We start from the raw sequence: 22,240 nt of genomic DNA, 5'->3' as shown, positions 1-22,240 counted from the left end.
GGAAAGTTTTCTAAGGAGGTCCCATGAGCCGTTCTGCAGTATTTGTCATGATATGTTTACTTCAGGTTTTTCTTTCCGGATGCGGCCCCACGAAAGCCGCAATTGATCAGGCCTATGCAAAGGCGGAGGAAGCATATGGAAAGGCCCAGAAGAGTGATGAGAAGATCAAAATCTTTAAAGATTTTCTCGCACTTTACCCGGATAGCGACCACACTCCTGACATTCTGGACACTCTCTACTACTACATGGTAGACGAAGGCGGGGATGCGGAGGGGTTTCTCACGTACATGAAGATTCTGGAACCCAGGGTCCACGCCTCAACCAGTAAAACAATGATCCAGGTCCTGAAAATCTCATCCTTGGGCCGGCTGGAACGCTGTGGGGATATAGAAACACTGGCTGGGAAGCTGGCAAAGGATGCCGGGCTTTCTTATGACGAACTCATCCGGGTAGCCCATGCCTGTCAATCCTGTGATCAGTGGAACTACGTCCTCTCCAATGTAGAGGCGGCTTTGAACTTCGCGACACCGGAAGCCTTTCAAAAGGACTACCCTGACTATGACTTTACCCCGGAGCGCCTGGAGCGCTATGCGGGAAGACGAAAGGCCGAGAGCCTGGCTCTGAAGGGATGGGCTCAATTTCATTTGAATAAGTTTAATGATGCACTGAACACCTTCCAGAAGGCCGGAGAGGTTGAAACCTTCAGCCTGGTGGGCGTGGGGGAGAATCCCCTCAACGTCTACCGGGGTCGGACCCTGCTTGCGATGGGACGGGTGGAGGAAGCACGGGAATCGGTGATTCCCGATGCTGTTTTTGCGGGAGATAAAGCTGCTCTCGATGTTTTGCGAGAGATTTATGAAAGGGAGCCTGCGCCCGCAGACACCTTTGATCAGTACGTCGAGAATCTTCGCGAGGAACGGGCTCCGCTGGCTTCCGATTTTTCTCTTTCAGGATATGATGGAGCTTCCCGTGACTTCCAGGAGTTGAGAGGAAAGAAGGCGACACTGTTGACCTTCTGGTTTCCCACGTGACCTGCCTGCCGCGTGGAGTTGCCACGCCTGGAACCGATATGGGAAAGTGGAAAGGATAAGGGAGTCAGCGTTATTGCCATTGAAGGAAGAAGAGACACACAGCGTGCGAAGGATTTTATTTCGGAACACGGCCTTACCTTTCACTTTCTGGAAGCTTCAGAAAATGGACCTGACGTAGTGAAGGACCTGTACAGGGTCCGGGCATTCCCTACAAGCTTCATTCTGGATGGTAAGGGTAAGATCCTCTATTACCACCTGGGCTTTGAAGCCGGAGATGAAGAAACGATCCAGAAGGAGATCGATTCCATTCTGAACCAGTCCTGACGGTTCCTTGCAGGGTTCAGGGCAGGATGAGAAGGGAACTGTGGTCCACATAGGACCGGTACAGCCGTGCTCCCTCTGTTCCGCTCAGGACGATGTCAATTCTCATTCCCTTGTGAGGAGGAGATGGGTTGAGGTTCCGGATCCATCGAAGCAGGCGGTTTGACAATGACTCAAAGGGTTTTTTTGACCCGGGAATCTCACCTTGAAGAGAAAACCGAATCCAGTGATCTTCCCGGTACCTGATTTCAAATCGGTCCGGAACGGGAATCAGCTCTTCCATCGTGGGCGGAATGATCCCCGCCACGTCAGGTGAGGGTCGGGTGCTTTCATCTCCCGGAACGATGGTCACACGACGCAGGGTCCATTCAGGATAGAGTGAGCTGTCGGTCCAGAGGTTGGGATAGGACATTCCGGCATTGCCGACGGTTCGGAAAAAGCGGGGTTCCCGCAGGGTCAGAGAATCGATCGAATAGCGGGTCAGTTCTACTCCGGAATGGCAGAGAGCCAGGTAGGATTCGTTCAGATGAAGCGTGTAGTAAAAGTCTCCGGATGCGGCCATCTCAGCTTCCTCGCTTACTGGAATGCCGGAAGGGGAAGGAGCCCGGGCTTCATCGGCGTGGATCGGCGTCAAGAAAAAAACGAAGAAAATCAAGGCCAGGGTGCGCATCATCAGAAGATGAAGACCGGAGACCCGATCGGGACCCGCTGCCACAGAACCCTCAGATCGTCACGTCCCACGCGAATACAGCCATGGGTCACGTTTCTTCCAAGAAGCCGGGAATAGAGGGTTCCATGAATCATATAGTTGGGAATATTCAGATCCAGAGCGAATTCCCCGAGAACTCCGGGCTGAATTCGATCGGCATGGGATCGCGGAAGGGGTTCGTTTCGTTCGATGTAATCCCAGTCCGGTGCCGTCCAGAGAGGATTCTGACGCTTGTTGACAATCGAGAATCTACCCCGTGGGGTATCAAAAACCCAGGATCGGTCCGACGATGGATCATCCAGGATGGATCCAGCTCCCGCGGAGACCTCTGCCTCCATGATAACGTGATCTCCCTTTCGGACCCAGAGACGGTTGTGTACCCGGTCAATGACCACAAAAGTCCCCCTGGGCCGGACGTTCTGGAGAACCCGCAGGGCTTTTCGTTCCATCTTTTTTTCTGTCTTCGGGTCGGGATCGACGGATTGCGGAAACTGGAAGAATTTTTCCTGAATATCCTGAGGCTCCAGGGTTCGATAGGAACCCAGCCAAACAGTTAGAAGAAGGAGCCATGCGGCAGCAGCTGTGATCATGAGACCCTGAATGGCGCGCCGGGATGTCGCGATTGTCAGGAATCTCTGAAGGATGCTGTATATTCGCTCAAGCAGTTTTGAAAAAAACAGGGAATATTTCATGGTCCCAGACTCTGCAGGGTTTTAGAAATTGAATTTTGAACCCCGTCCGTGCCCACGATAAAGACCGGTGTTCCCACCTGAACGCGATGGAAGAGCCATTTCATGTCCTCGTCGGAAAGAGCCGCACAACCTTCGGTCCAATCGTACCCGCGTCCTCCACTCCCGTGAATTTCAATCAGGCCCCCGATTCGTGCATTGTGCGGGATTTCCCCCCGTGCTTTGGCTTCTTTGAATCGTTCGCGGTCCTGGGAATTTGGATAATCAAGAAGAAGAGCAAGCGTATAAACCGTTTTTCCATGACCCTTTTTCTGAGTGATATGATAGCTGCCCTCGGGTGTGGCCAGGTCTCCGGATCGAAGTTTCCGTTTGAGGGCCTGGGGTCCCAGTTCAATGGAAAAGGATTTCAGAATCCGACCGTTCGACAAAAGATCCATCCGGCGATCGTCTTTGAGGATTAAAATCGCCAGGTGATGATTCAGGCTGGCTGCATAAGCGGCCTGAACCAGGTTCTTACACCAGGAAAGATATTCCGGATCGAGAAACCGGGAGAGGACGGCTCGACCGGTTTCATTGGCCTGCAGAATTTCGTTTCTGGATTCGACGAGAAGGGGTTCGGCCTTCCCGGGTTCCTTCTGACGAAGCCAGGATTCTGCCTGATGAAGCAGTATTTTTGCCCGGGCCAAATGCCTGCGGAACTCCGGGCTCACCGTTCCGTGATCCTGGATCTTTCGGGTGGTTTTCACCATGGCTTCGATCCCGCCGGCTTGAAGAAGAAGCGCTTCTACGCGATTTCGATGGAGGTTGCGGGCTGTTTTCAAAAGGGTAAGGGTTTCCTTCATCAGGGTGTGCCATTGCATCAGAATCTCTCTGTCATCCCGGGAGAGGGGAGAGCAAGTGAGATAAGTCGCGAAATCGGATTCGAGCTTATGAAATTCTCGATTCCTCAGCTCATCCTGATGAAGGAGAGATTCCGAACTGCCCCATTCCCTGGACTGGTTCAACAGGAATCGGACCTGGTATACCTGTTCCGGTGTGGGACGATTGACGCATCGCTCCCATCGCAGGGTCACCAGATGAAGTCCCAGGAAGAGAAAGGTTCCTGCAAAAAGAAGGAACACGACGTGAAACCAAGGGAATTTCATCGTTTTGTCTGGAGAAAAATAGAATATGGGGGTGGGATTCCCACCCCCATATCGACATGAGCTTCGTTCAAACTTACTTCTTTCTTGCCGCGGCCATCATAGCCCTGGCATTCTCGATGTCTGTGGTGACGCGGGAGATTGTTTCCATGGCACTGTCCACCTTTGCCTTGGCATCCAGGTACTTTTCTGTTTCCATGGCGCTCCGAGCCTCATCCAGGGTGGCTGAGGCGGCATCCAGGTCTCCGGACAGGGCGGCCAGGTCTGCGCTCGTACCCTTTCCTCTGGGAGCCGAAGCGAGGGCGTTCCGGGTTTCCGTGAGGGCGGTGTCGGCACCGGCCAGTGCTGCTTCCGCTTCGGTCTTGGCGCGAACCTTCCCCGCCAGTGCCTCGTCTTCCGCTTTCTGTGCTGTCGCTGTGACTTCAGCCGCAAGTTCGCTCACTCTGGCGTAGCTTTTAAACCACTTTGCCTTCTGGGTGTCCAGTTCGGTGTCCAGTTCGGCAACCTTGGCTTCCGCGGCCTTAAGAGCATCCGGGGCATACAGGGAAGCTTCTGCTTTGCGGGCGGAATCGAGGGCGGCCCGGGCACCGTCAATGGTCTCCTGTGGGACCTTGGCGCAGGATGTAAGTCCAAGAAGAACGATGACCGCCAGTACGATACCTACACGTTTCATATATTCCTCCTTGCTCGAACGGGTAACCCGCCATGGGCGTGGGACCGTTTCGACGCATGAAAAACTGAGTTGGATTCGAATGGACAATATCCGGAGTAGTGCCGATCTCTACTCCCTGAAAAAACAGGTTATTATCGGCATAGCATTACATTATGCAGAAATTTCATTTTGTCAATGGGGACAGATGGATCCATTCGGGACGAAGGAGCATCGCTGTCAGTGAGAGAGATTGACCGTGGATTTCCCGGAGCCCGTTGTGATCTTATATGTATAATATAAAATATGTGTATTATATAAAATTCATAAACTTGACAAGAGTTAACATAGATTCCATTATAGTAGTGTACGAAACCTTTAGGAGGAAGCCCATGCAATGGGATACATTTACGGTACGAATGCAGGAAGCCATGGAAAGTGCCCGGCAGGTCGCCGCTGAGCGAAATCATCAGGAACTCGGAAGTGATCATCTCCTGATTGCGATGATTCTGCAGAAGGAAGGAGTGGTCCCTTCCCTTCTGGACCGACTGGGAGCGGATCGAGGTTTGCTGCTTCGGGATCTGAATCGTCTTCTGGATGACCATCCATCGGTTCAGGGTGGACAGCTCTACATGGGCCAGGAACTGACAACGGTCTTACAGGCCGCCAAAAAGGTAGCCACGGAATTAAAAGACGAATATCTTTCCGGAGAGCACGTTCTTCTGGCCATGACGAGGTCTGCCCGGTGCAGAGTCCACATGGCCCTTACGCGGTCCGGTGTAACCGAAGCCGGTCTCCTGGCAGCCTTGAAAACCATACGGGGAAATCAGCGAATCACCAGTCAGGACCCCGAGGCCACCTTTGATGTCCTGAAGAAATATACCCAGGATCTGACCGAGCTGGCCCGCCGGTCCAAACTGGACCCTGTCATCGGGCGGGATGACGAAATCCGGCGGGTAATCCAGGTTCTGTGCCGAAGAACGAAAAACAATCCCGTTCTGATCGGTGAGCCCGGCGTCGGAAAGACGGCGGTCGCCGAAGGGCTGGCGCAGCGGATTGCCCGCGGAGACGTTCCCGAGAACCTGAAGAACCGTATCCTTCTGGCTCTGGACCTGGGAGCCATGGTGGCCGGATCCAAATACCGGGGAGAGTTTGAGGAGCGGTTGAAGGCGGTTATCCGGGAGATCCAGTCCTCAGAGGGTCGCGTCCTGCTCTTCATCGATGAGCTCCACACCCTGGTCGGAGCGGGGAGTGCGGAGGGGTCCATGGATGCGTCCAATATGTTAAAGCCGGCTCTGGCGCGCGGAGAATTACGGGCGATCGGGGCAACGACGCTGAACGAATACCAGAAACATATTGAAAGGGATGCGGCTCTGGAAAGGAGATTTCAACCGGTCTATATTGATGAGCCCTCCGTGGAGGATACGATATCGATTCTGCGGGGATTAAAGGAGAGGTATGAAATCCACCATGGTGTGAAGATTACCGATTCGGCCATCATTGCGGCGGCAACGCTCTCACAGCGTTACATTCCTGAGCGGTTTCTTCCGGATAAGGCCATCGACCTCGTCGATGAAGCCGCGGCCCGGCTGCGAATGCAGATCGACTCCCTTCCCGAATCCATCGATGAAATTCAGAGAAAGGTCATTCAGCTGGAGGTCGAGCGAGAGGCATTGAAGAAGGAGACGGGGAAGGAGGCCACCCATCGAAGAGAGGAGATTGAAAGGAAAATCGCTGATTTGAAGGAAGATCTTCTGACCCAGACCGCATCGTGGCAGCGGGAAAAGGAGATGATTCAGAAGATCCAGGATCTCAAGCAGAAGATCGAAGATACGCGAAACCAGGCGCAAATTGCTGAACGGGAGGGCGCTCTGGAGCGGGCTGCAGAACTTCGATATGGTGAACTCACGCGTTTCAATCGTGAGCTGGAGGACGCTAACGCCAGGCTCGACTCCATCCAGGAAGAGAGTTCCTTCCTGAGTGATTCCGTCGATGGAGAGGATATTGCCGACGTCGTTTCCCGGTGGACGGGGATTCCCCTGCAAAAGATGCTGGAGCAGGAAAGCCGGAAACTTCTGGACATGGAAGCAACGCTGCACCGGAGAGTCGTGGGTCAGGATGAGGCAGTCCGTGCTGTTTCGGACGCCGTTCGACGCGCCCGTGCGGGGTTAAACGATCCAAATCGCCCCGTTGGTTCCTTTCTTTTTCTGGGGCCTACGGGTGTAGGTAAGACCGAACTGGCCCGGGCACTGGCCGAGTTTCTGTTCAACGACGAAGCTGCCATGGTCCGGCTGGACATGTCGGAATATATGGAAAAACACTCGGTGGCTCGACTGATTGGAGCCCCGCCGGGCTATGTGGGGTACGATGAGGGGGGAATATTGACAGAAGCGGTTCGTCGCCGGCCCTATGCGGTCATCCTCTTTGACGAAATTGAAAAAGCGCATCCAGAGGTCTTTGACGTTCTTCTACAGATCATGGATGACGGGCGTCTTACCGATGGGAAGGGAAGGACCGTGCACTTTAAAAACGCCCTGGTCATTCTGACATCGAACATCGGGTCCCAATTTATCCTGGATCATTCGGGACAGAGGGAGGCCATCGAACGGCATATCCGCGACACGCTCTATCGAACCTTTAAGCCGGAGTTCCTGAACCGCCTGGATGACGTGATCATCTTTGGCGCCCTGGAGCGGGAAGATATCCGGAAGATCGTGGATCTTCAGCTTGAACGAATCCAACGGCTTATCGAGGAAAGGCGTATTCATATAGAGATTACGGAATCTGCCAGAGACTATCTTGCCGATCGTGGATTTGATCCCCACTTCGGGGCTCGGCCATTGAAACGGCTGATTCAGAGGGAATTGATGGACATTCTGGCCCGTTCCATAATTGATGGTTCTATCCGGGAAGGAGAGAATTTGCGCATTGACCGGTCTGAAAACGGAGAGGGCCTGACCGTGAACCCCGGAGAACCTCGACCCCAGGAGGTCTGATCATGAAAACGATCCGATACTTCTTGATTATGATGCTGATTGCCATTCCCATGATGGCGGACAACCCGTTTGTCCGAAGGGATGCGGTTGTCCAGGTTGTGGAATCGGTAAGCCCATCCGTCGTGAACATTGCCGCGGAGACCATTGTGACTCAGCGGGTTTCTCCCTTCTATGATCTCTTCTTTTTTGACCGGCTCCCGGGATATGAGCGGCAGCATACCTCAGAATCCCTTGGAACGGGCGTCGTGGTGACCGGCAGCGGAACGGTCGTCACCAATGCCCATGTTATCCAGGGAGCCGATTCCATCTTCATCACAACAACGGATGGAAAGGAATACAAAGCAGAAGTTCTGGGGGTGGATGTTCCCTCGGATATCGCCCTATTGAAACTTTCGGGTTGGAATACCGATATTCCACCGGCAAAGCTGGGTACTTCCTCGGATCTCATGATCGGAGAACCCGTAATTGCCATGGGAAACCCCTTTGGATTAAGTCACACAGTCACCACAGGTGTTGTATCGGCACTGAACCGAACAGTGAAAAATGAAGACGGACAGGTCTATTCCGATTTCATTCAGACCGATGCTGCGATCAATCCGGGAAATTCCGGTGGACCTCTGGTGAATATTCTGGGGGAAGTGATCGGTATTAATACGGCAATCATTTCAGGTGCAGAAGGCATCGGATTTGCCATTCCGGTAGATCGAGTCAAGCGTGTAGTCAAAGACCTGATCCAGTATGGGGAAGTTCGTCCGATCTGGACGGGACTCAAGGTCGAATCGGCCGGAAAGGGGGAATCGGAAAGGCGACCAGGCTCGAGAGAAACAGTTCTGGTTGAACGGATTTATGCCGGATCTCCCGCGGAGCGAGCCGGCCTGAAACCGGGTGACATCCTTGAAAAGGTCAACGGGCAGACCGTACGGCGCCCTGAGGACTGGTTTACAGCTCTCAGCTCCTCTCTACCCGGCAGTAAGCTCTCCATCAGTCTGCGCAGGGGAAATAAGAGCCTGGAGCGGATCCTGGAGCTATCCGAGCCTCCAGCAGATCTCGGTGAGACATTACTGGAAACCAGCGTGGGAATACAGATCAAGGAATCCTTTCGGGTCGGGCTTGTGATTTCAGATGTAGTGAAAGGGTCATATGCCGATCGGTACGGCATCGAATCCGGAGATCTGCTGACCGGAATTAACGGAGTCCGAGTGGAAACAAGGGAAGAAGTCAATGCGGCCATGGCTAAGCTGGTGAACGATCCCATTGTGGTTCTCACCGTGCGGCATGGACAGAGGGGGTATTACCTCAGGTTTCCCCTTTGATCCTTATTCTCGGATGCAAACCGGAATACTCGACCCCGCGGACTTGTTACCCATACACGCATGGTACAGGTTTCTTCCCCATCTGAACTCTCCGACTCCACCCGGGTCCGCGTCATTTTCTTTGATGCGGGCAATACGCTGCTGAAGCCGGTCGAATCCGCATCCACCATCTATGCCCGCACCTTCAGGAAGTGGGGACTGAATGTGCGTGAGGAAGAAGTCGAAAAAGTCTTTGAAGCTACCTGGTCCGCTTTTAACGCAAGGTTTGAAGTGGGTATGGATAAGTTTACCTACTATCCCGGCGGGGAAAGGGTGTTCTGGCAGGATTTCGTTCATTCGGTCATGAAGGCATTCGGCACCGTACGGGATCCCGATGGTTGTTTTAACGATCTCTATGAGATCTTCCGTCGACCGGAAACGTGGGAACGATATCCGGCAGCAGAACATACACTGGAAATACTTTCCCGAAACGGCCTCTCTCTGGGAATTATTTCGAACTGGGATTCAAGCCTGAAATCGATTCTGGACTCCCTCGATCTAACGCGGTTTTTCCAGGTGATCCTGATTTCCAGTATGGTCGGGGTCGCAAAACCGGCAAAGGAAATCTTTCTAATGGCTGCTCGAGCCTTCGATGTAACCCCCACTCAATGTCTCCACATCGGCGACAGCCTTCATGACGATTATATGGGGGCTGTCGGTGCAGGGTTTCAGGCCCTCCTGCTGGACAGAAAGGGGCTCGGAAACGGACGGGTTCCTGTCGTCCATTCACTGGAGGAGGTGATTGAATGGGTCAGATGAATCTCGCTCCCCTGCCCAGAGTTGTCTTCGATCTTGAAACCAAACGATCTTTTGCGGAAGTGGGCGGAAGGGACAGGATGCAGGATCTGGGTATCTCACTGGGTGTCGTCTATGACTTCTCGGATGACACCTACCATGTTTACCGGGATGACGAGATCGAGGGCCTGGTTCGCCACTTACTCAGGGCATCACTCTTAATCGGATTCAATGTGGATGGTTTTGATATCCCTGTTCTCGGTCCCTATTTACCCGTTCCTGCTCCAAGATTCAAGACTCTCGATCTTATGGGAGAAGCAAAAAAACCTCTCGGGTTTCGGCCCTCCCTGAACAAGCTTGCCGGGGCAACCCTGGGAGAGTCCAAGGCGGGGGACGGCCTGGAAGCCCTTCGCTGGTACCGGGAAGGCCGATGGGATGACCTGATCCACTATTGCAAGGAAGATGTTCGGATTACGCGGGATCTCTATCTCTACGGGCGGGACCACGGCTATCTTCTCTTTCCTGAAAGGGATGGACAGATTGTGCGTGTTCCCGTAAACTGGTCCTGAGGGATCAGCTCCCGGTTGTATCCGCTCTTCCCATCCTTTATAATTATCGGGTCAAATCAAAGAATGATTGCAAGCCATATCGCAGGGGGTAAGGTCATGAAACGTCTCGTGATCGCTAGTTTTGTCATTTCCATGCTTGTAACGCTCGGTTGTAAGCCCAAAGAGATCGTGATCGGTGCGATTCTTCCCGAATCCGGAGAAGCAGCGCTCTACGGTCAGGCCGTAAAAGAAGGAATCATGGTGGCTGAAGCCTACGTGAAATCCAGTCAGGATTATCCCTATCGTTTTCGAGTGATCTATCGAGATACCAAATCCCAGCCCGACGCTGCAGCGGAGCTGATGAACGATGTGATCAAGGAGGGGGCCCTTGCGGTGATCGGAGGTGTCACCTCTTCCGAAGCCTTCAAAATGGCGGAAATCGCAGCCAAGCGAACCCGGGTGCTTCTGAGCCCCACGGCTTCGCATGCGAAGCTGTCCGGGATCAATCCCTACTTTTTCAGAATCTACCCGTCGGATCAGCAGGAAGTCATTCGTATGGCCAAACATACAGCTGAGATCGTGGGTGCCACGAAGATCGCCATTCTGTACCAGAATAACGAATATGGGGACGGGGTGGCGGAGAACTATGCGCTCGAGCTGAAAAAGCTGGGCATCCTGAATGCTCAGAAGATCGTTCTGCCGACAGATGCCGAGAGTTTTTCCGATCCCATTTCAGAAGCTCTGGCGCTCAACCCGGACGCGGTCTTCATCGCTGCCTACTCGGACATTACGATCCGGGTTCTGCAGGACCTCAAAGCGGTCAGGTATAAGGGTACGGTTCTCACGACATCGGCCATCAATACCCCCGGAGCCTTTGCCAGAGCGGGAGAGTCTGCGGAGAACATCTATTATTGTAAACCGCCCTTTGAAACGGGGCAGGATGGTGGTGAAAAGAGCCATATCGTTGATGTCTTCACTAAAAAATACGAAGAACAGTTTGGAAAGATGCCCGATGTTTTCGCGGCCTATGGTTTTGACTCCTTTCTCGTGCTTGCGACTGCCATCTCTCAGAGTGGCACCTATCCCGAGGATGTCTACAAGGGCCTGAAGGGTCTTCAGGGATTTACCGGTGTGACCGGTCCTGTCGTCTTCAATACCTACGGAGATGTAAACAAATTTCCAAGAATCTACTGGTACACCCAGGGGCAGGAAGTCGATTACATGGAATATCGTAAGAATGAACGGGATCGAATTCTAAAAGAGATTGAGCGGCTGAGGTCGGGGCAGAACTGAGCTTCATTGATTCACTTCATTCATAATCTTATCCGGTACCGGGAGCTGATCCTTACGCTCGTGGGAAGGGAATTGCAGGCACGTTACCGGGGAACCCTTCTCGGTTACTTCTGGTCGCTTATTAATCCTCTCCTGCTCCTAACGATCTACACGGTTGTCTTTTCCACGATCTTTCAGCCAAGGATGGAGGGGATTCGTCCCTATGCCATGTTTCTGTTCTGTGGTCTGCTTCCGTGGACCTGGTTTTCCGGAAGCCTGCTTGAATCCACGATCGTCCTGCCGGATAACGCCCAGCTGATCAAAAAAGTTCTCTTCCCCACCGAAATTCTTCCCATTACCAAAGTGGTAAGCCACGGCGTTCACTTTGTTCTGGCCCTTCCGATTCTGGTTGGAGCCCTTCTATGGACGGGGAATCTCGGACCTGAAATTTTTCTTCTCCCCGTTCCACTGCTTCTGCAGTTTCTATTCACAACGGGAATTGCTCTCACTCTGTCCGCTCTTTCGGTCCACTTTCGTGATCTTCGCGACCTCATGCAGAACCTGATCACCTTATGGTTTTTTGCAACACCCATTATCTATCCTCTGGATATGATCCAGTACCCTCTGCTGAGACGGCTGATTCATCTCAATCCTGCCACGCCGCTCTTCATCGTCTATCAGGATCTCTCCTTTTTTCATCGGTTTCCCCGCTGGACCGACCTTGCCGCTGCCATGGTTGTCAGCCTTGTCTCTCTCCTGGTGGGTGTTTTCCTCTTTGAACGGTTGAAGGAAACCTTGATGGAGGAAGCATGAGCGATTACTCCATCGTTGTCGAGCGGCTGGTGAAATATTACCGCCGGTGGGGACGATACCGTTGGCAGAGCTTCAAGGGAGCCCTGCTCAGTGGACAGCTGCGGGGAACTTTCCAGCCCTCGGAGCACCTTCTGGCTCTGGATGATGTCAGCATAACGGTTCAGAAGGGTGAAATGGTTGGGGTCATCGGACGAAACGGGTCCGGGAAAAGTACACTCCTCAAGGTCGTGGCCGGAATTTTGACTCCCAACTCCGGGTCTGCAGCCGCGCAGGGACGGATTGCTGCCCTGATTGAACTGGGAGCAGGGTTTCATCCCGAGATTTCAGGTCGGGATAATGTTCTCATTAATGGGGTGATGCTAGGCCTTTCCCGGAAGGAAATCCGGAAGCGGATGGATGATATTGTTCGTTTTGCCGAACTTGAAGCCTTTATGGAAGAGCCCGTGAAAGCTTATTCCTCAGGAATGTACGTCCGGCTCGGTTTTTCTGTCGCTGTTCACGTTGATGCAGATATCCTTCTCGTGGACGAGGTTCTGGCTGTGGGGGACGAGGCCTTCTCCCGAAAGTGCATCGAGCGGATTCTCTCTCTTCAGGCCCGCGGTGTCACCATTCTCTTTGTTTCCCACGATCTCGACCTGATTACAAAGCTGTGTCAACGGGTGGTATGGCTGGACAAGGGGAAGATTATGAAAATCGGCTCTCCCCACGACGTTGTCCGAGCCTACCGGGAAGCCGTGGGAAAGAGTACCGATTCTTCAGAGGACCTTCGCAACGGAACCGGAGAGGCCAGCCTGACACAAATCAGCCTGATCGGGGAGGAGGGGAGAGAATCTTCCCTTTTGCCTTCCAATCGCAAGGAGTTCACCATTCGATTGTATGCACAGGCTCATCGTTCTCTCGATGATGTTGTCTTCGGGATTGCCATCCGGCGGAGAGAGGGGGAAATTGTATATGGGACCAATACCTTAATCGATGGAATTCAATTTCTGCCCTGGGAGGGTGAAGGATGTGTCGAATTCAAGGTTGAAGGAGCCGCTCTGACACCGGGGAACTATTTCCTGGATGCAGCCATCCACCGTAAGGATGGCCGGGCTTACGACTACTGGATGCGATGCTTGGAGTTCACCGTCCATGGAGAAAAGCGGGACCTTGGGGGATTCCGTCCGGCGCACCGATGGACCTTCGCAGGGGAAATCGACGTTGACCCGGCGGATGGGGCAGGGTAAACTAATAGTTTATGGCTTCGTCGGTTATCGCTCTGGGACTTAAACCGCAGGATCTTCCTGCGGCGCTCCGGCAGTCCAGTCTCCGTTTTCACCCCAATGTACGGAGTGTGGATGAGCAGCCGTTTGCCGTCCTGACCTCAATTGTTGAACTGGATGAATCCAACACCGAAGTTCTGAAATCCTGGCGAAAGAGCGGGACCCGCATTATTGACTATACGGATCAGGACCGAAAATCACCCCTGGCGGATATTGTCATCTCAACAAAGTGGGATGATGTGGTCAAGATCATGCGGTTTTCTGAAGCCGTCCATCTCTTTAACCCGCGTGATTCGAAGGTCCGCGCTGCCGATCAGGGCACGATTACCCACGTCGATCTGGGGCGATTCATCATCAAAACCCAGAGGTTAAAACTGAACGGTATTCTTATCTGCAAGGAAGAGTTTCGGGAACACCGCTTTCACTTTCAGAGGGGTATTCTCTTTCTCATCACGACCAACATTGATGGAGAGCATCTGGGAAGCTACCTGGTCCAGAAAGGGAAAATCACCCCGAACCAGTTCCAGGCCGCAACCCGGCTCTTCTTTTCCTCGGGAAAGAGAATCGGTCACTGTCTTGTGGCCGTTGGCGCCCTGAGTGCTGAAGGGTTAAACTCTGCACTCCTCGAGCATCAGGAATTTTTAGGGTCCACGACATTTGACTGGAATGGTACCTGGGAGTTTTTCCCTGTAGAATCGAAACTTTCCAAAGATCTGACCTTTCCGGTCCATGTTCCCAGAATGGTCCTTCACTCGGTGAATCTTGTAAAGGAATTTGAACCGCCCTCCCCTCTACCCTGGAAAGATACCGATCTGGTTCAAAGTACCGTTCCAGATATTCAGACACTGCCTCTTACACCGGACCAATACTACCTTCTGGATCAGATTCAGGACAAACAACTGGAGGTGAGGCATCTCTATTCGCTGCTTCCACCTCCGGAAAAACAGAAGGATCGCACGATTTGCCAGCTTTACATTTCAGGCGTACTGCGTATCTTTACCTTTGATCCGATTGATGAAGTAGTTGAGCGGGCAGAGAAGGCAAAGAAACAGACCTGTTATGAAATCCTGGATCTTACGCTCCAGGCATCGCAGGACGACATTCGAAAAAAATATTATGAATTTGCCCGCAAGTACCACCCCGACCGGTTTACCGGTTCCGAGCGTTATCCCATCGTTAAGGATATGGTCGAGATGTACTTTGCCGCCATCAACCAGGCCTACCAGATTCTTTTTGATCCAGAGGAACGAAAGGCCTATGATCTGAAAATCAACCGTATGGCTGATCCGACACTGAGGCCTGAAGATAAGGTTATGGCAATTATGCGGGATGTGCGAAAAGCCATTGCGGATTCCCATTTATCCCAGGCGATTCAGAAGTTGAATGAAGTTCTCTACCTGGGTGGGAAAACGGCTGAAACTTACCGGCTTCTTGGCCAATGCCTCATGCAGGATTCCAAAAGGCTCAAGGAGGCAGAAGCCAACCTTCTCCAGTCCCTGAACCTTGATCCCGCCAATGCCGATGTTCATTTTATGCTGGCGAAACTTTATCTTAGAGCTGGAATGAAAAGTCGGGCGATCCGCCACCTCCAGGAGACGGTCAAAATCCAGCCGGGTCACTTTGAGGCCGAAAACCTTCTCAAGGAGCTTCATGGCTGATCTTCAACTTGTCGCAGAAGGACTGGGTCAGGCCTTCGGACGCACCCGCCTCTTTTCTGCCCTGGATCTGCAGGTTCCATCCGGAGACGTTCTCCTCGTCAGGGGGCCGAACGGATCGGGGAAGAGTACACTTCTCCGCATCCTGTCGGGATTTATGCGCCCGCAGGAGGGTCAAGTCGCAGTTCGATGGCAGGGAAAAGAGTGCCCTCCTCGGAAGCTGTTTCACCGGATCGGCATGTGTACCCCCGAAATGCGATTGTACGAGGAACTGACCGGAATGGAAACCATGGCCTTCTTTTCAAAGCTCAGGGGAGTTGATCGAGATGAGAAAACTCTGCAGGAGCTTCTCCGTTCCGTGGGACTGGAGACTTCCCGTCATCGGTGGGTCAAAGTCTATTCATCCGGAATGAAACAGCGGCTGAAGCTACTGCTTGCCACATTCCATGAGCCTCCGATTCTCTATCTGGACGAACCGGGATCGAACCTGGACGATGAGGGGATGGATGTCGTCGGTCGGATCATTGAAGCCCAAAAGGCTCGAGGTGTTGTCATTCTCGCAACCAACGACACACGAGAATTTGCGTATGGAACCCAAGAACTCTTCCTTGGTCAATGAAGTTCTCGCCATCCTGAACAAGGATCTGGTGAGTGAGTTCAGGACCAAAGTGGCCCTGAACGCGATCTTTCTCTTCTCTCTGACCGTGCTTTTTCTGGTGAGCTTTGTTGTGGGTCCATACAAGATCCGAACTCTGGACCAACCTGCCATTCTCTCGGCCTGGCTCTGGATCATAGTCTTTTTTTCCGGCATGAGCGGTCTGGATCGTGTCTTTGTGAAGGAGGAGGAGACCTCAACGGCTCCGGGACTCCAGCTTGCGGCTCGATCATCCGCGGTTTTTCTGGGAAAATTTTTGTTTAATCTCTGTCTGATGGGAATGATGGGGGCGGTTGTTACCCCCCTTTATATTGTTCTGATGGAGTTTTCCATCGCCTCTCCGCTCTACTTTGCCGCGGAAGTTTTCTTTGGCATTCTCGGTATGACGACGGGCGTTACGCTCATCGCCGCAATGGTGGCCAAAGCCCGGATGAAAGGGGCTCTCTTTTCCATCCTGTCCTTTCCCATCATTATTCCTCTCCTGCTCGTGGCCATTGAGGGCACGAGCAAGGCCGCCACCGGCATCTCATCCATGGAATTCCTGCGCTCGATCAGCGTGATCGGTTCGTTCGCCGGTGCCATGTTTGTTCTCTCTCTCATTCTCTTTGAAAAGGTGTGGATCGAATGAACATACTCGTCTTTCTCTGGATTCTGGCCATATGTTTCATGGCATTTCTCTTTGCCCCGGTGGCGGAGGGTTTCATAGGTGAATCTTCCAGGATCGTCTTTTTTCACGTGCCCATGGCCTGGGTTGCAGTACTTTCCTTTCTGGTCGCAGCCTTTCATGCCGTGCAATATCTTCGAACCGGACAGGATGAATCCGACTTGAAAAGTTCCGTAGCCGCTCGGCAGGGTTTTTTCTATTCCATTCTGGCCACCGTGACGGGAGCGATTTTTGCAAAGATCATGTGGGGTTCCTACTGGAACTGGGATCCGCGGGAAACCTCAATTACGATCCTCCTCTTTGTCTATGCTGCGTATCTCGTTCTTCGCTCCTCCATTGATGATCCACGGAGAAGAGCCAACCTCACGGCGGTTTACGCGGCCTTTGCCATCGTGCCGGCTATCTTTTTGACCTTTGTTATTCCAAGAATGTACACCTCTCTGCATCCGGACACCTTGATTAACGTTGAGGCGAAGATCAAGATGCAGGGAAGAATTCTTGGCACATTTCTGTTTTCGCTGGGTGGCTTTACTCTTTTCTATGTCTGGCTTTACCGGCTGGAATGCCGGATCCAGCGCCTTATCTCCGTAAAGGAAGGTTCTCATGAATGATTCACACAGCCTGTTTTATGTAGCCCTGGTGAACGCAATAATCTGGGGTGGGCTCTTTTTTTATATCTGGCGGCTCGATCGTAAAGTTCGTCGAATTGAACGGGAGGATCAGAGTTGAAGACACGGATTTTCCTGGCCGTTCTGCTGGTCCTGGCCTTTACGATTTTTGCCCTGGTCATGTTTCGCCAGTCCCTGACCCCCTATGTTTCCTTCAAGGATGCAAAATCGGGCCGGGGTGTTCAGGTTGCCGGATCCCTGGAGCCGGGGTCCGTTCGCTATGACGAAGGATCCCAGACCCTCCTTTTCACCATGATTGAAAAGGACGGAACAGATCTGTTACCTGTAGCTTATTCAGGAAGCCGTCCGGCTAATTTTGAAGAAGCGACCTTTATCGTGGCGATCGGCGCCTATGACGGCAAGGTTTTTCAGGCAGATAAGCTGCTCGTGAAATGTCCCTCCAAGTATGAGGGGAGCGGAACGGAACGAGAATACGGGAGGAAACAGTAATGACACTAGGCGGTTATCTTCTCTGGTTTGCCCTTGCTCTCCAGATCCTGACGTTGGTTGCATACCTGACAGACCGCAAAGAGTGGTCCCGGATTGGATATCTAACCACGACTCTCTTTGTGACGGTTCCTTCCATCCTCCTCTTTTACCACTTTCTGACAAGGGATTTTCGGCTGGCCTATGTAACGGCCTATTCATCTTCGGACCTTCCTTTCATTTACACCATATCCTCTTTCTGGGCGGGACAGGAAGGGAGCTTTCTCCTCTGGGCCCTCATGGCCTGCGGAGTCGGGCTCTTTCTTTTCTCCATCGAGTGGGAGTGGCAGAGGCCGGTCATGGTCTTCTACAACTCAATCCTTGTGGCTCTGCTGGTTCTTCTGGTGAAACAAAATCCGTTTCGCCTGCTTCCCAATCCTCCACTGGATGGAGGCGGCCTGAATCCTCTCCTTCAAAATCCCTGGATGGCGATCCATCCTCCCATCATGTTCCTGGGATACGCAGCCTTTGGTCTTCCCTTCGCCTTCATCATGGCCGCGATGTGGAAGCGGGATATCACCCACTGGGCCGAGGTGTCGTACAAGTGGCTCGTCTTCGCATGGCTGAGCCTCGGCGTCGGCATCATTCTGGGCGGATACTGGGCTTACGAAACCCTGGGATGGGGAGGCTACTGGGGGTGGGATCCTGTCGAAAACGCTTCTCTCGTACCCTGGCTTTTCGGAACCGCGCTTCTGCACGGAATCGTCATTCAACGCCGGTACAGGGGATTCTATAAAACCAACGCCGTCCTGGCCATCTTTTCCTTTCTCTTTATTATCTACGGAACCTTTCTGACACGATCGGGCATCCTGGGTGATTTTTCCGTCCATTCCTTTGTGGATCTGGGGATTACAGCCTGGCTGGTTCTCTTTTTGGCCATTTTTCTCCTGGGAAGCATGGTGCTCTTCTTTGCCCGGATCAGGATCTTCCCGGAAGGTGTTCGTGTGAAGGGCCTCCTGAGCCCCATGGCGCTTCTCGGAGCTTCTCTGGTTCTTCTCGTCATGTCGGGGATCCTGATCATCCTGGGCACTTCATCCCCTCTCATTACCCGACTGCCCTTTTTCTCGAATCCTTCCCAGGTCGGGATTCCCTTCTATGTCAACACCCAGGTTCCGGTCTATCTTTTCCTTCTTCTCATCTTCACCTTTTTTGCGTGGAAAAAGAAGATCGCCATCCCGGTATCGCTTCTGACCCTCCTGGTCGTGGTTCTTTCGTACGTCTTCGGGGTCCATAATCCGGTCCATTTACTCCTCGTGGCCGTCTCAATCTCGACCATTGCTGCCCAGCTGATGAACCCGGCCCGCTGGTCGGTCGGCCTGATCCACGCCGGAATTGGCCTCTTCATCCTGGGCTCGGTCTACGCCACGGGATACGACGAGCTGACCAAGGTATCCCTGGTCCAGAACCAGCCAAGGCAGGTGGGAGACTACACCTTCACGTTCAAAGACTTTACGACCCCGCCGGGAAAACGTCACTCCGCTGTCATCCTGGATGTGAGCCGCGGTGGCTCGACCTACACCGCAATGCCGGAGCTCTGGTTCAATCAAAAGACCGAACAGATCGTGGCCAATCCGTACATCAAAGTCGGCCTTTTGAGAGATGAGTACTATGCCAGCCATGAGTACACGCCTCCGGAGGATTCAAGTCTGATCATTCTTTCCAAGGGAGAGGCGCGGGAGATCGGAGGATCTTCCCTGACTTTTCTCGGATTCAAGCTCAACGAGCAGCATCAGATGGGGGAAGGCATGGTTGTCCAGGCTCTTTTCTCCGTGAATGGCAGGAACGATCCGCCGCTGGTTCTGGAATACCGGATGGTTCCCGGAAAGGCACCGGAAACCCCGGAAATTCATATCCCTGGTTCCGATGTGCGTGCCCGGCTGCAGCGGATTGAGGCAACCTCCGGGAGCGTTATTCTGGCCACTTCGGATTCCGCAGGAATTCAGACCGGAGGAAAGACAGTCATCGAATTTACCCGCGTCCCCTTTATTTCCCTTGTGTGGCTGGGAACCCTGATGATGATCGTCGGAGGAGTCGTGGGTCTTTTGCCCGGGAAGAGAAAATCGAATGAACCATCCGGATTATCGGAGAGTGAATCCTGATTCGAACCGGACCTGGAACAAAAAAAGGCCGGGATAATTAAATCCCGGCCTTTTATTTATCTGAATTGGAAATGGTTATTCGAGATCGATAGCTGACTTGGTCTTTTCCCTGCGTTTCTGTTCCTTGGCGTCGTATTCCTTCATGCAGGAGCTGTCTTTCCCCTTGATCATCGAACATTCCAGGTAGTCGGCGATTTCGATCACGCAGGCTCGAATTGCTTTTCCTACCGGTGTCTTTGAATGTTGTTCCAGGTGGCTGCCCACACCCCACTTGTACAGTCCAAGGTTCAAACCGCCGGACTTGGAGGTAGCTTCCACCGTGCGGGTATCCACGATTTCCCCGGTAGTCGTGTCGATAATTTTGAGATCGACCGCGATGTAAGCCTTATCCTTCTTTCCTCCAACAGAGATCCCTCCAAAGGAGATTCCTCCGCCGCCGCCCTTGGTATTCTCTTCATAAGCGGAAACTGATGCGGCCACGAGATACTGGGCTCCCTTGATCTTGCCGATCTTGGCCCGGGTGGACGGATCGATCCTTCCGGAAGCACCCAGATCCTGTTCACCGAGAACCGCAGAGATCTCCTTGCGTTCCAGAACGCTGAAGACCTTCTTGGAAGCCAGCTCAGAGGCCAGCATGTCAGAAAGCTCGTCCCCGACCCCGCTGCCCCACCAGTAACAGTGGGCATGGTTGGTGAACCGAAGAACGCCGATACTTGGTTTTTCTCCGGCAAGAGCCGCGACGGCGAAGATCATCATCAGGGCCATCATCGCAAACAAGACAAATTTACGCATTCGTTTCCTCCTTGTAGTAACGTGCACGATTTATCCTATGCTATCAGGGGGACAGGTCGCTGTCAATTTCAGGCAACGATGCTGTAGCCTCCGTCGACAATCAGGGTTTGTCCATGAATCTGAGAGGCCAGGGGTGAACATAGAAAGAGGGCCACGTCGGCTACGTCCTCGGGTGTCGTCAATCGGCCGCTGGGGGTCCGCTCAAGGGATTCATCCAGAATTGCATCCCGGTTCGGGAAGTGACGGAGCGCGTCGGTTTCGACGGTGCCTGCCGAAATGCAGTTCACCCGAATTCCGCGGGGAGCGAGTTCCACGGTAAGATGGCGCACGAGGGACTCCAGGGCTGCCTTGGAAGCGCCGACAAAGGTGTAGTTGGGAATGGCCCGGATTGCACCCAGAGAAGAGACGGCGATTACGATCCCTCCTTCCTTCATCAGCGGAATGGAGTGCTGGATGAGATGGAGAAGGGAGGCGGCATTGATGTTCATCGTCCACTGCCAGTGATGAAAGGTGAGTTCCGTAATAGGTTTCAGTACGCCGGAGGCCGCATTGGATACCAGAATGTCAATCTGGCCCCAGACAGATTTCATCTCCTCGAACATGCGGTGAACGTGATCTTCCTGAGCAACGTTGGCCTTCAAGATGAGGGCCGTGCGTCCCAGGGCCTCGATTTCTTTCGCAACCTCCTCTGCGGCCTCCCGGTGCCGAAAGAAGTTGATGGCTACATCACAGCCTGCCTCTGCCAGGGCAATGGCAATTGAACGGCCGATACCCCGGCTTCCACCGGTGATCAGGGCCTTTTTTCCGGACAGATCAATGAAGGTTCGTTTCATGGATGATAGTATACCCTAGTCCGGACACAAATGGTCATGAGACTCTGTCTTTGTTGTGAGGTCTACGGATGGGGCATCACGGGATAGCCATCTGTAAAAAGTTAAGCGCCGGAATCGTTTTTTACCTGATCTTCTCCTTTGATACAATGGCTCCATGGACTGTACATTACTGGTTTCGGGGTGGCAGCTCTTCTTTCAGACCTGGACATTGACCGGACTTCCCGTGGTCTCAGAGGACAGGATCCTAAACGTTCTCAACGATCTCGGAAACCGGTTTTCTGACAAGCCTTTGACCGATTCTCCCGTTGCTTCTGCTGTTCGAGCGCGATTTCGGGAAGCCGGGACCGATCCCACAAAGTATCGCCCTTCCTTTGAAGCTCTGGCGAGACGGATACTTCGGGGGGATCCCTTTCCCCGGGTCCACCCCGCGGTGGATCTTTCCAACCTTCTCTCCCTCCTCTGGGAAGTTCCCTGCTGTGTCGCTGACCTTGTAAAGATCGAGCCTCCGGTACAGCTCCGAATCGGTGCCCCGGGAGAAGAGATGGTGAGCCTCAGGGGTCCGATTCACCTGGAAGGAAAGATTCTTCTGGAGGATCGACAGGGTCCGTACAGCACACCGATCACCGATTCAAAACGGGCCTCCGTATCCGGCGTCACCAAATCGGTTTCCTTTGTGGCCTATGTTCCCCAGGGATTTTTAGACGAAGACCGCTTTCGCCGCAACCTGAAGGAAATGGGATTGCTCGGCCCTTAAAAAACTCGGTTCCTCGCTGAAATGAGTGGGTAGCGAGTGTAGAATGTGGGTTATCTGAAAGAAAAGAGAGGCCCACATAGAGACGAAGGAGATTTTCAGTACCGCACTTGGGTTA

The 22,240-nt window shown here is 53.0% G+C and carries 23 protein-coding genes; 17 read left to right on the top strand and 6 right to left on the bottom strand.

Annotation, left to right across the window (positions count from 1 at the left end; all coding sequences use genetic code 11):
- Positions 1 to 23 precede the first annotated feature (23 nt).
- Both PLD04_05945 and PLD04_05940 read left to right on the top strand, forming a co-directional pair.
- On the top strand, positions 24 to 1,031 hold the full coding sequence (locus PLD04_05945) for a hypothetical protein (protein HXK67866.1): 1,008 nt from the start codon (positions 24 to 26) through the stop codon (positions 1,029 to 1,031).
- A gap of 12 nt (positions 1,032 to 1,043) precedes the next feature.
- Positions 1,044 to 1,355, top strand: a complete 312-nt coding sequence (locus PLD04_05940; GenBank protein ID HXK67865.1) for a TlpA disulfide reductase family protein — start codon at positions 1,044 to 1,046, stop codon at positions 1,353 to 1,355.
- 16 nt (positions 1,356 to 1,371) lie between these two features.
- Here PLD04_05940 and PLD04_05935 read toward each other — a convergent pair whose 3' ends face one another.
- The 4 genes from PLD04_05935 to PLD04_05920 form a co-directional block, all read right to left on the bottom strand.
- Positions 1,372 to 2,025 (bottom strand): hypothetical protein, encoded by a 654-nt coding sequence (locus PLD04_05935; protein HXK67864.1) that lies wholly within the window; start codon positions 2,023 to 2,025, stop codon positions 1,372 to 1,374.
- Positions 2,025 to 2,753, bottom strand: coding sequence for a L,D-transpeptidase (locus tag PLD04_05930; GenBank protein ID HXK67863.1), 729 nt, complete (start codon positions 2,751 to 2,753; stop codon positions 2,025 to 2,027). Before PLD04_05930 ends, PLD04_05935 begins: the two co-directional genes overlap by 1 nt.
- Positions 2,750 to 3,895: a L,D-transpeptidase gene (locus PLD04_05925; protein HXK67862.1), complete on the bottom strand. Its 1,146-nt coding sequence runs from the start codon at positions 3,893 to 3,895 to the stop codon at positions 2,750 to 2,752. Before PLD04_05925 ends, PLD04_05930 begins: the two co-directional genes overlap by 4 nt.
- A 73-nt stretch (positions 3,896 to 3,968) precedes the next feature.
- Positions 3,969 to 4,565, bottom strand: a complete 597-nt coding sequence (locus PLD04_05920; protein ID HXK67861.1) for a hypothetical protein — start codon at positions 4,563 to 4,565, stop codon at positions 3,969 to 3,971.
- A gap of 368 nt (positions 4,566 to 4,933) precedes the next feature.
- Between PLD04_05920 and clpB the strand changes: the two genes are divergently transcribed.
- The 14 genes from clpB (at position 4,934) to ccsA (PLD04_05850) (ending at position 19,746) form a co-directional block, all read left to right on the top strand.
- Complete coding sequence (gene clpB / locus PLD04_05915) at positions 4,934 to 7,537, top strand: ATP-dependent chaperone ClpB (GenBank protein HXK67860.1); 2,604 nt, start codon at positions 4,934 to 4,936, stop codon at positions 7,535 to 7,537.
- Between the two features lie 2 nt (positions 7,538 to 7,539).
- A complete protein-coding gene (locus PLD04_05910) occupies positions 7,540 to 8,850 on the top strand; it encodes a trypsin-like peptidase domain-containing protein (protein HXK67859.1) in 1,311 nt (436 codons plus the stop codon).
- Positions 8,851 to 8,910: 60 nt separating this feature from the next.
- The gene (locus tag PLD04_05905; protein ID HXK67858.1) at positions 8,911 to 9,648 is read left to right on the top strand and encodes an HAD-IA family hydrolase; all 738 of its coding nucleotides are present in this window, start codon (positions 8,911 to 8,913) and stop codon (positions 9,646 to 9,648) included.
- Entirely contained in the window at positions 9,636 to 10,193 is a 558-nt protein-coding gene (locus PLD04_05900) for a ribonuclease H-like domain-containing protein (GenBank protein ID HXK67857.1), read from the top strand. The genes PLD04_05905 and PLD04_05900 overlap by 13 nt, the downstream gene beginning before the upstream one ends.
- 96 nt (positions 10,194 to 10,289) lie before the next feature.
- A complete protein-coding gene (locus PLD04_05895) occupies positions 10,290 to 11,465 on the top strand; it encodes a penicillin-binding protein activator (protein ID HXK67856.1) in 1,176 nt (391 codons plus the stop codon).
- Positions 11,466 to 11,471: 6 nt separating this feature from the next.
- On the top strand, positions 11,472 to 12,257 hold the full coding sequence (locus PLD04_05890) for an ABC transporter permease (GenBank protein ID HXK67855.1): 786 nt from the start codon (positions 11,472 to 11,474) through the stop codon (positions 12,255 to 12,257).
- A complete protein-coding gene (locus tag PLD04_05885; GenBank protein ID HXK67854.1) occupies positions 12,254 to 13,483 on the top strand; it encodes an ABC transporter ATP-binding protein in 1,230 nt (409 codons plus the stop codon). The genes PLD04_05890 and PLD04_05885 overlap by 4 nt, the downstream gene beginning before the upstream one ends.
- Positions 13,484 to 13,494: 11 nt before the next feature.
- Positions 13,495 to 15,177: a DnaJ domain-containing protein gene (locus PLD04_05880; protein HXK67853.1), complete on the top strand. Its 1,683-nt coding sequence runs from the start codon at positions 13,495 to 13,497 to the stop codon at positions 15,175 to 15,177.
- Positions 15,170 to 15,793, top strand: coding sequence for an ABC transporter ATP-binding protein (locus PLD04_05875; GenBank protein HXK67852.1), 624 nt, complete (start codon positions 15,170 to 15,172; stop codon positions 15,791 to 15,793). The genes PLD04_05880 and PLD04_05875 overlap by 8 nt, the downstream gene beginning before the upstream one ends.
- Positions 15,762 to 16,457: a heme exporter protein CcmB gene (locus PLD04_05870; protein HXK67851.1), complete on the top strand. Its 696-nt coding sequence runs from the start codon at positions 15,762 to 15,764 to the stop codon at positions 16,455 to 16,457. Before PLD04_05875 ends, PLD04_05870 begins: the two co-directional genes overlap by 32 nt.
- Positions 16,454 to 17,104, top strand: a complete 651-nt coding sequence (ccsA, locus tag PLD04_05865) for a cytochrome c biogenesis protein CcsA (GenBank protein HXK67850.1) — start codon at positions 16,454 to 16,456, stop codon at positions 17,102 to 17,104. The genes PLD04_05870 and ccsA (PLD04_05865) overlap by 4 nt, the downstream gene beginning before the upstream one ends.
- On the top strand, positions 17,097 to 17,222 hold the full coding sequence (locus PLD04_05860) for a CcmD family protein (GenBank protein ID HXK67849.1): 126 nt from the start codon (positions 17,097 to 17,099) through the stop codon (positions 17,220 to 17,222). The genes ccsA (PLD04_05865) and PLD04_05860 overlap by 8 nt, the downstream gene beginning before the upstream one ends.
- Positions 17,219 to 17,611 carry a cytochrome c maturation protein CcmE gene (locus PLD04_05855; GenBank protein HXK67848.1) on the top strand — a complete coding sequence of 131 codons (393 nt, stop codon included), beginning with the start codon at positions 17,219 to 17,221 and terminating at the stop codon, positions 17,609 to 17,611. Before PLD04_05860 ends, PLD04_05855 begins: the two co-directional genes overlap by 4 nt.
- Positions 17,611 to 19,746: a cytochrome c biogenesis protein CcsA gene (ccsA, locus tag PLD04_05850; protein ID HXK67847.1), complete on the top strand. Its 2,136-nt coding sequence runs from the start codon at positions 17,611 to 17,613 to the stop codon at positions 19,744 to 19,746. Before PLD04_05855 ends, ccsA (PLD04_05850) begins: the two co-directional genes overlap by 1 nt.
- 75 nt (positions 19,747 to 19,821) lie before the next feature.
- Here the strand turns inward: ccsA (PLD04_05850) and PLD04_05845 are convergent, their stop codons facing one another.
- Positions 19,822 to 20,538 (bottom strand): CsgG/HfaB family protein, encoded by a 717-nt coding sequence (locus PLD04_05845; GenBank protein ID HXK67846.1) that lies wholly within the window; start codon positions 20,536 to 20,538, stop codon positions 19,822 to 19,824.
- A gap of 68 nt (positions 20,539 to 20,606) precedes the next feature.
- Positions 20,607 to 21,371, bottom strand: coding sequence for an enoyl-[acyl-carrier-protein] reductase FabL (gene fabL, locus PLD04_05840; protein HXK67845.1), 765 nt, complete (start codon positions 21,369 to 21,371; stop codon positions 20,607 to 20,609).
- 154 nt (positions 21,372 to 21,525) lie between these two features.
- On the opposite strand from fabL, the gene PLD04_05835 reads away from it, so the two are divergent.
- Positions 21,526 to 22,125, top strand: coding sequence for a phenylalanine--tRNA ligase beta subunit-related protein (locus PLD04_05835; protein HXK67844.1), 600 nt, complete (start codon positions 21,526 to 21,528; stop codon positions 22,123 to 22,125).
- Positions 22,126 to 22,240 lie beyond the last annotated feature (115 nt).

The organism is Thermoanaerobaculia bacterium (assembly GCA_035593605.1).
Taxonomy (GTDB): Bacteria; Acidobacteriota; Thermoanaerobaculia; order UBA2201; family DAOSWS01; genus DAOSWS01.
The sequence above is the reverse complement of the archived record's forward strand: the minus strand, read 5'-3'. Positions and strand labels throughout refer to the sequence as shown.

Bases quoted from the DNA above. Each gene is read 5' to 3' on its own strand.
- PLD04_05925 (HXK67862.1), bottom strand. From the start codon at position 3,895: ATGAAATTCCCTTGGTTTCACGTCGTGTTCCTTCTTTTTGCAGGAACC.
- PLD04_05870 (HXK67851.1), top strand. From the start codon at position 15,762: ATGGAACCCAAGAACTCTTCCTTGGTCAATGAAGTTCTCGCCATCCTG.
- PLD04_05900 (HXK67857.1), top strand. From the start codon at position 9,636: ATGGGTCAGATGAATCTCGCTCCCCTGCCCAGAGTTGTCTTCGATCTT.
- PLD04_05945 (HXK67866.1), top strand. From the start codon at position 24: ATGAGCCGTTCTGCAGTATTTGTCATGATATGTTTACTTCAGGTTTTT.
- ccsA (HXK67847.1), top strand. From the start codon at position 17,611: ATGACACTAGGCGGTTATCTTCTCTGGTTTGCCCTTGCTCTCCAGATC.
- PLD04_05910 (HXK67859.1), top strand. From the start codon at position 7,540: ATGAAAACGATCCGATACTTCTTGATTATGATGCTGATTGCCATTCCC.
- ccsA (HXK67850.1), top strand. From the start codon at position 16,454: ATGAACATACTCGTCTTTCTCTGGATTCTGGCCATATGTTTCATGGCA.
- PLD04_05920 (HXK67861.1), bottom strand. From the start codon at position 4,565: ATGAAACGTGTAGGTATCGTACTGGCGGTCATCGTTCTTCTTGGACTT.
- PLD04_05895 (HXK67856.1), top strand. From the start codon at position 10,290: ATGAAACGTCTCGTGATCGCTAGTTTTGTCATTTCCATGCTTGTAACG.
- fabL (HXK67845.1), bottom strand. From the start codon at position 21,371: ATGAAACGAACCTTCATTGATCTGTCCGGAAAAAAGGCCCTGATCACC.
- PLD04_05860 (HXK67849.1), top strand. From the start codon at position 17,097: ATGAATGATTCACACAGCCTGTTTTATGTAGCCCTGGTGAACGCAATA.
- PLD04_05935 (HXK67864.1), bottom strand. From the start codon at position 2,025: ATGATGCGCACCCTGGCCTTGATTTTCTTCGTTTTTTTCTTGACGCCG.
- PLD04_05905 (HXK67858.1), top strand. From the start codon at position 8,911: ATGGTACAGGTTTCTTCCCCATCTGAACTCTCCGACTCCACCCGGGTC.
- PLD04_05885 (HXK67854.1), top strand. From the start codon at position 12,254: ATGAGCGATTACTCCATCGTTGTCGAGCGGCTGGTGAAATATTACCGC.
- PLD04_05875 (HXK67852.1), top strand. From the start codon at position 15,170: ATGGCTGATCTTCAACTTGTCGCAGAAGGACTGGGTCAGGCCTTCGGA.
- PLD04_05835 (HXK67844.1), top strand. From the start codon at position 21,526: ATGGACTGTACATTACTGGTTTCGGGGTGGCAGCTCTTCTTTCAGACC.
- PLD04_05845 (HXK67846.1), bottom strand. From the start codon at position 20,538: ATGCGTAAATTTGTCTTGTTTGCGATGATGGCCCTGATGATGATCTTC.
- PLD04_05930 (HXK67863.1), bottom strand. From the start codon at position 2,753: ATGAAATATTCCCTGTTTTTTTCAAAACTGCTTGAGCGAATATACAGC.
- clpB (HXK67860.1), top strand. From the start codon at position 4,934: ATGCAATGGGATACATTTACGGTACGAATGCAGGAAGCCATGGAAAGT.
- PLD04_05880 (HXK67853.1), top strand. From the start codon at position 13,495: ATGGCTTCGTCGGTTATCGCTCTGGGACTTAAACCGCAGGATCTTCCT.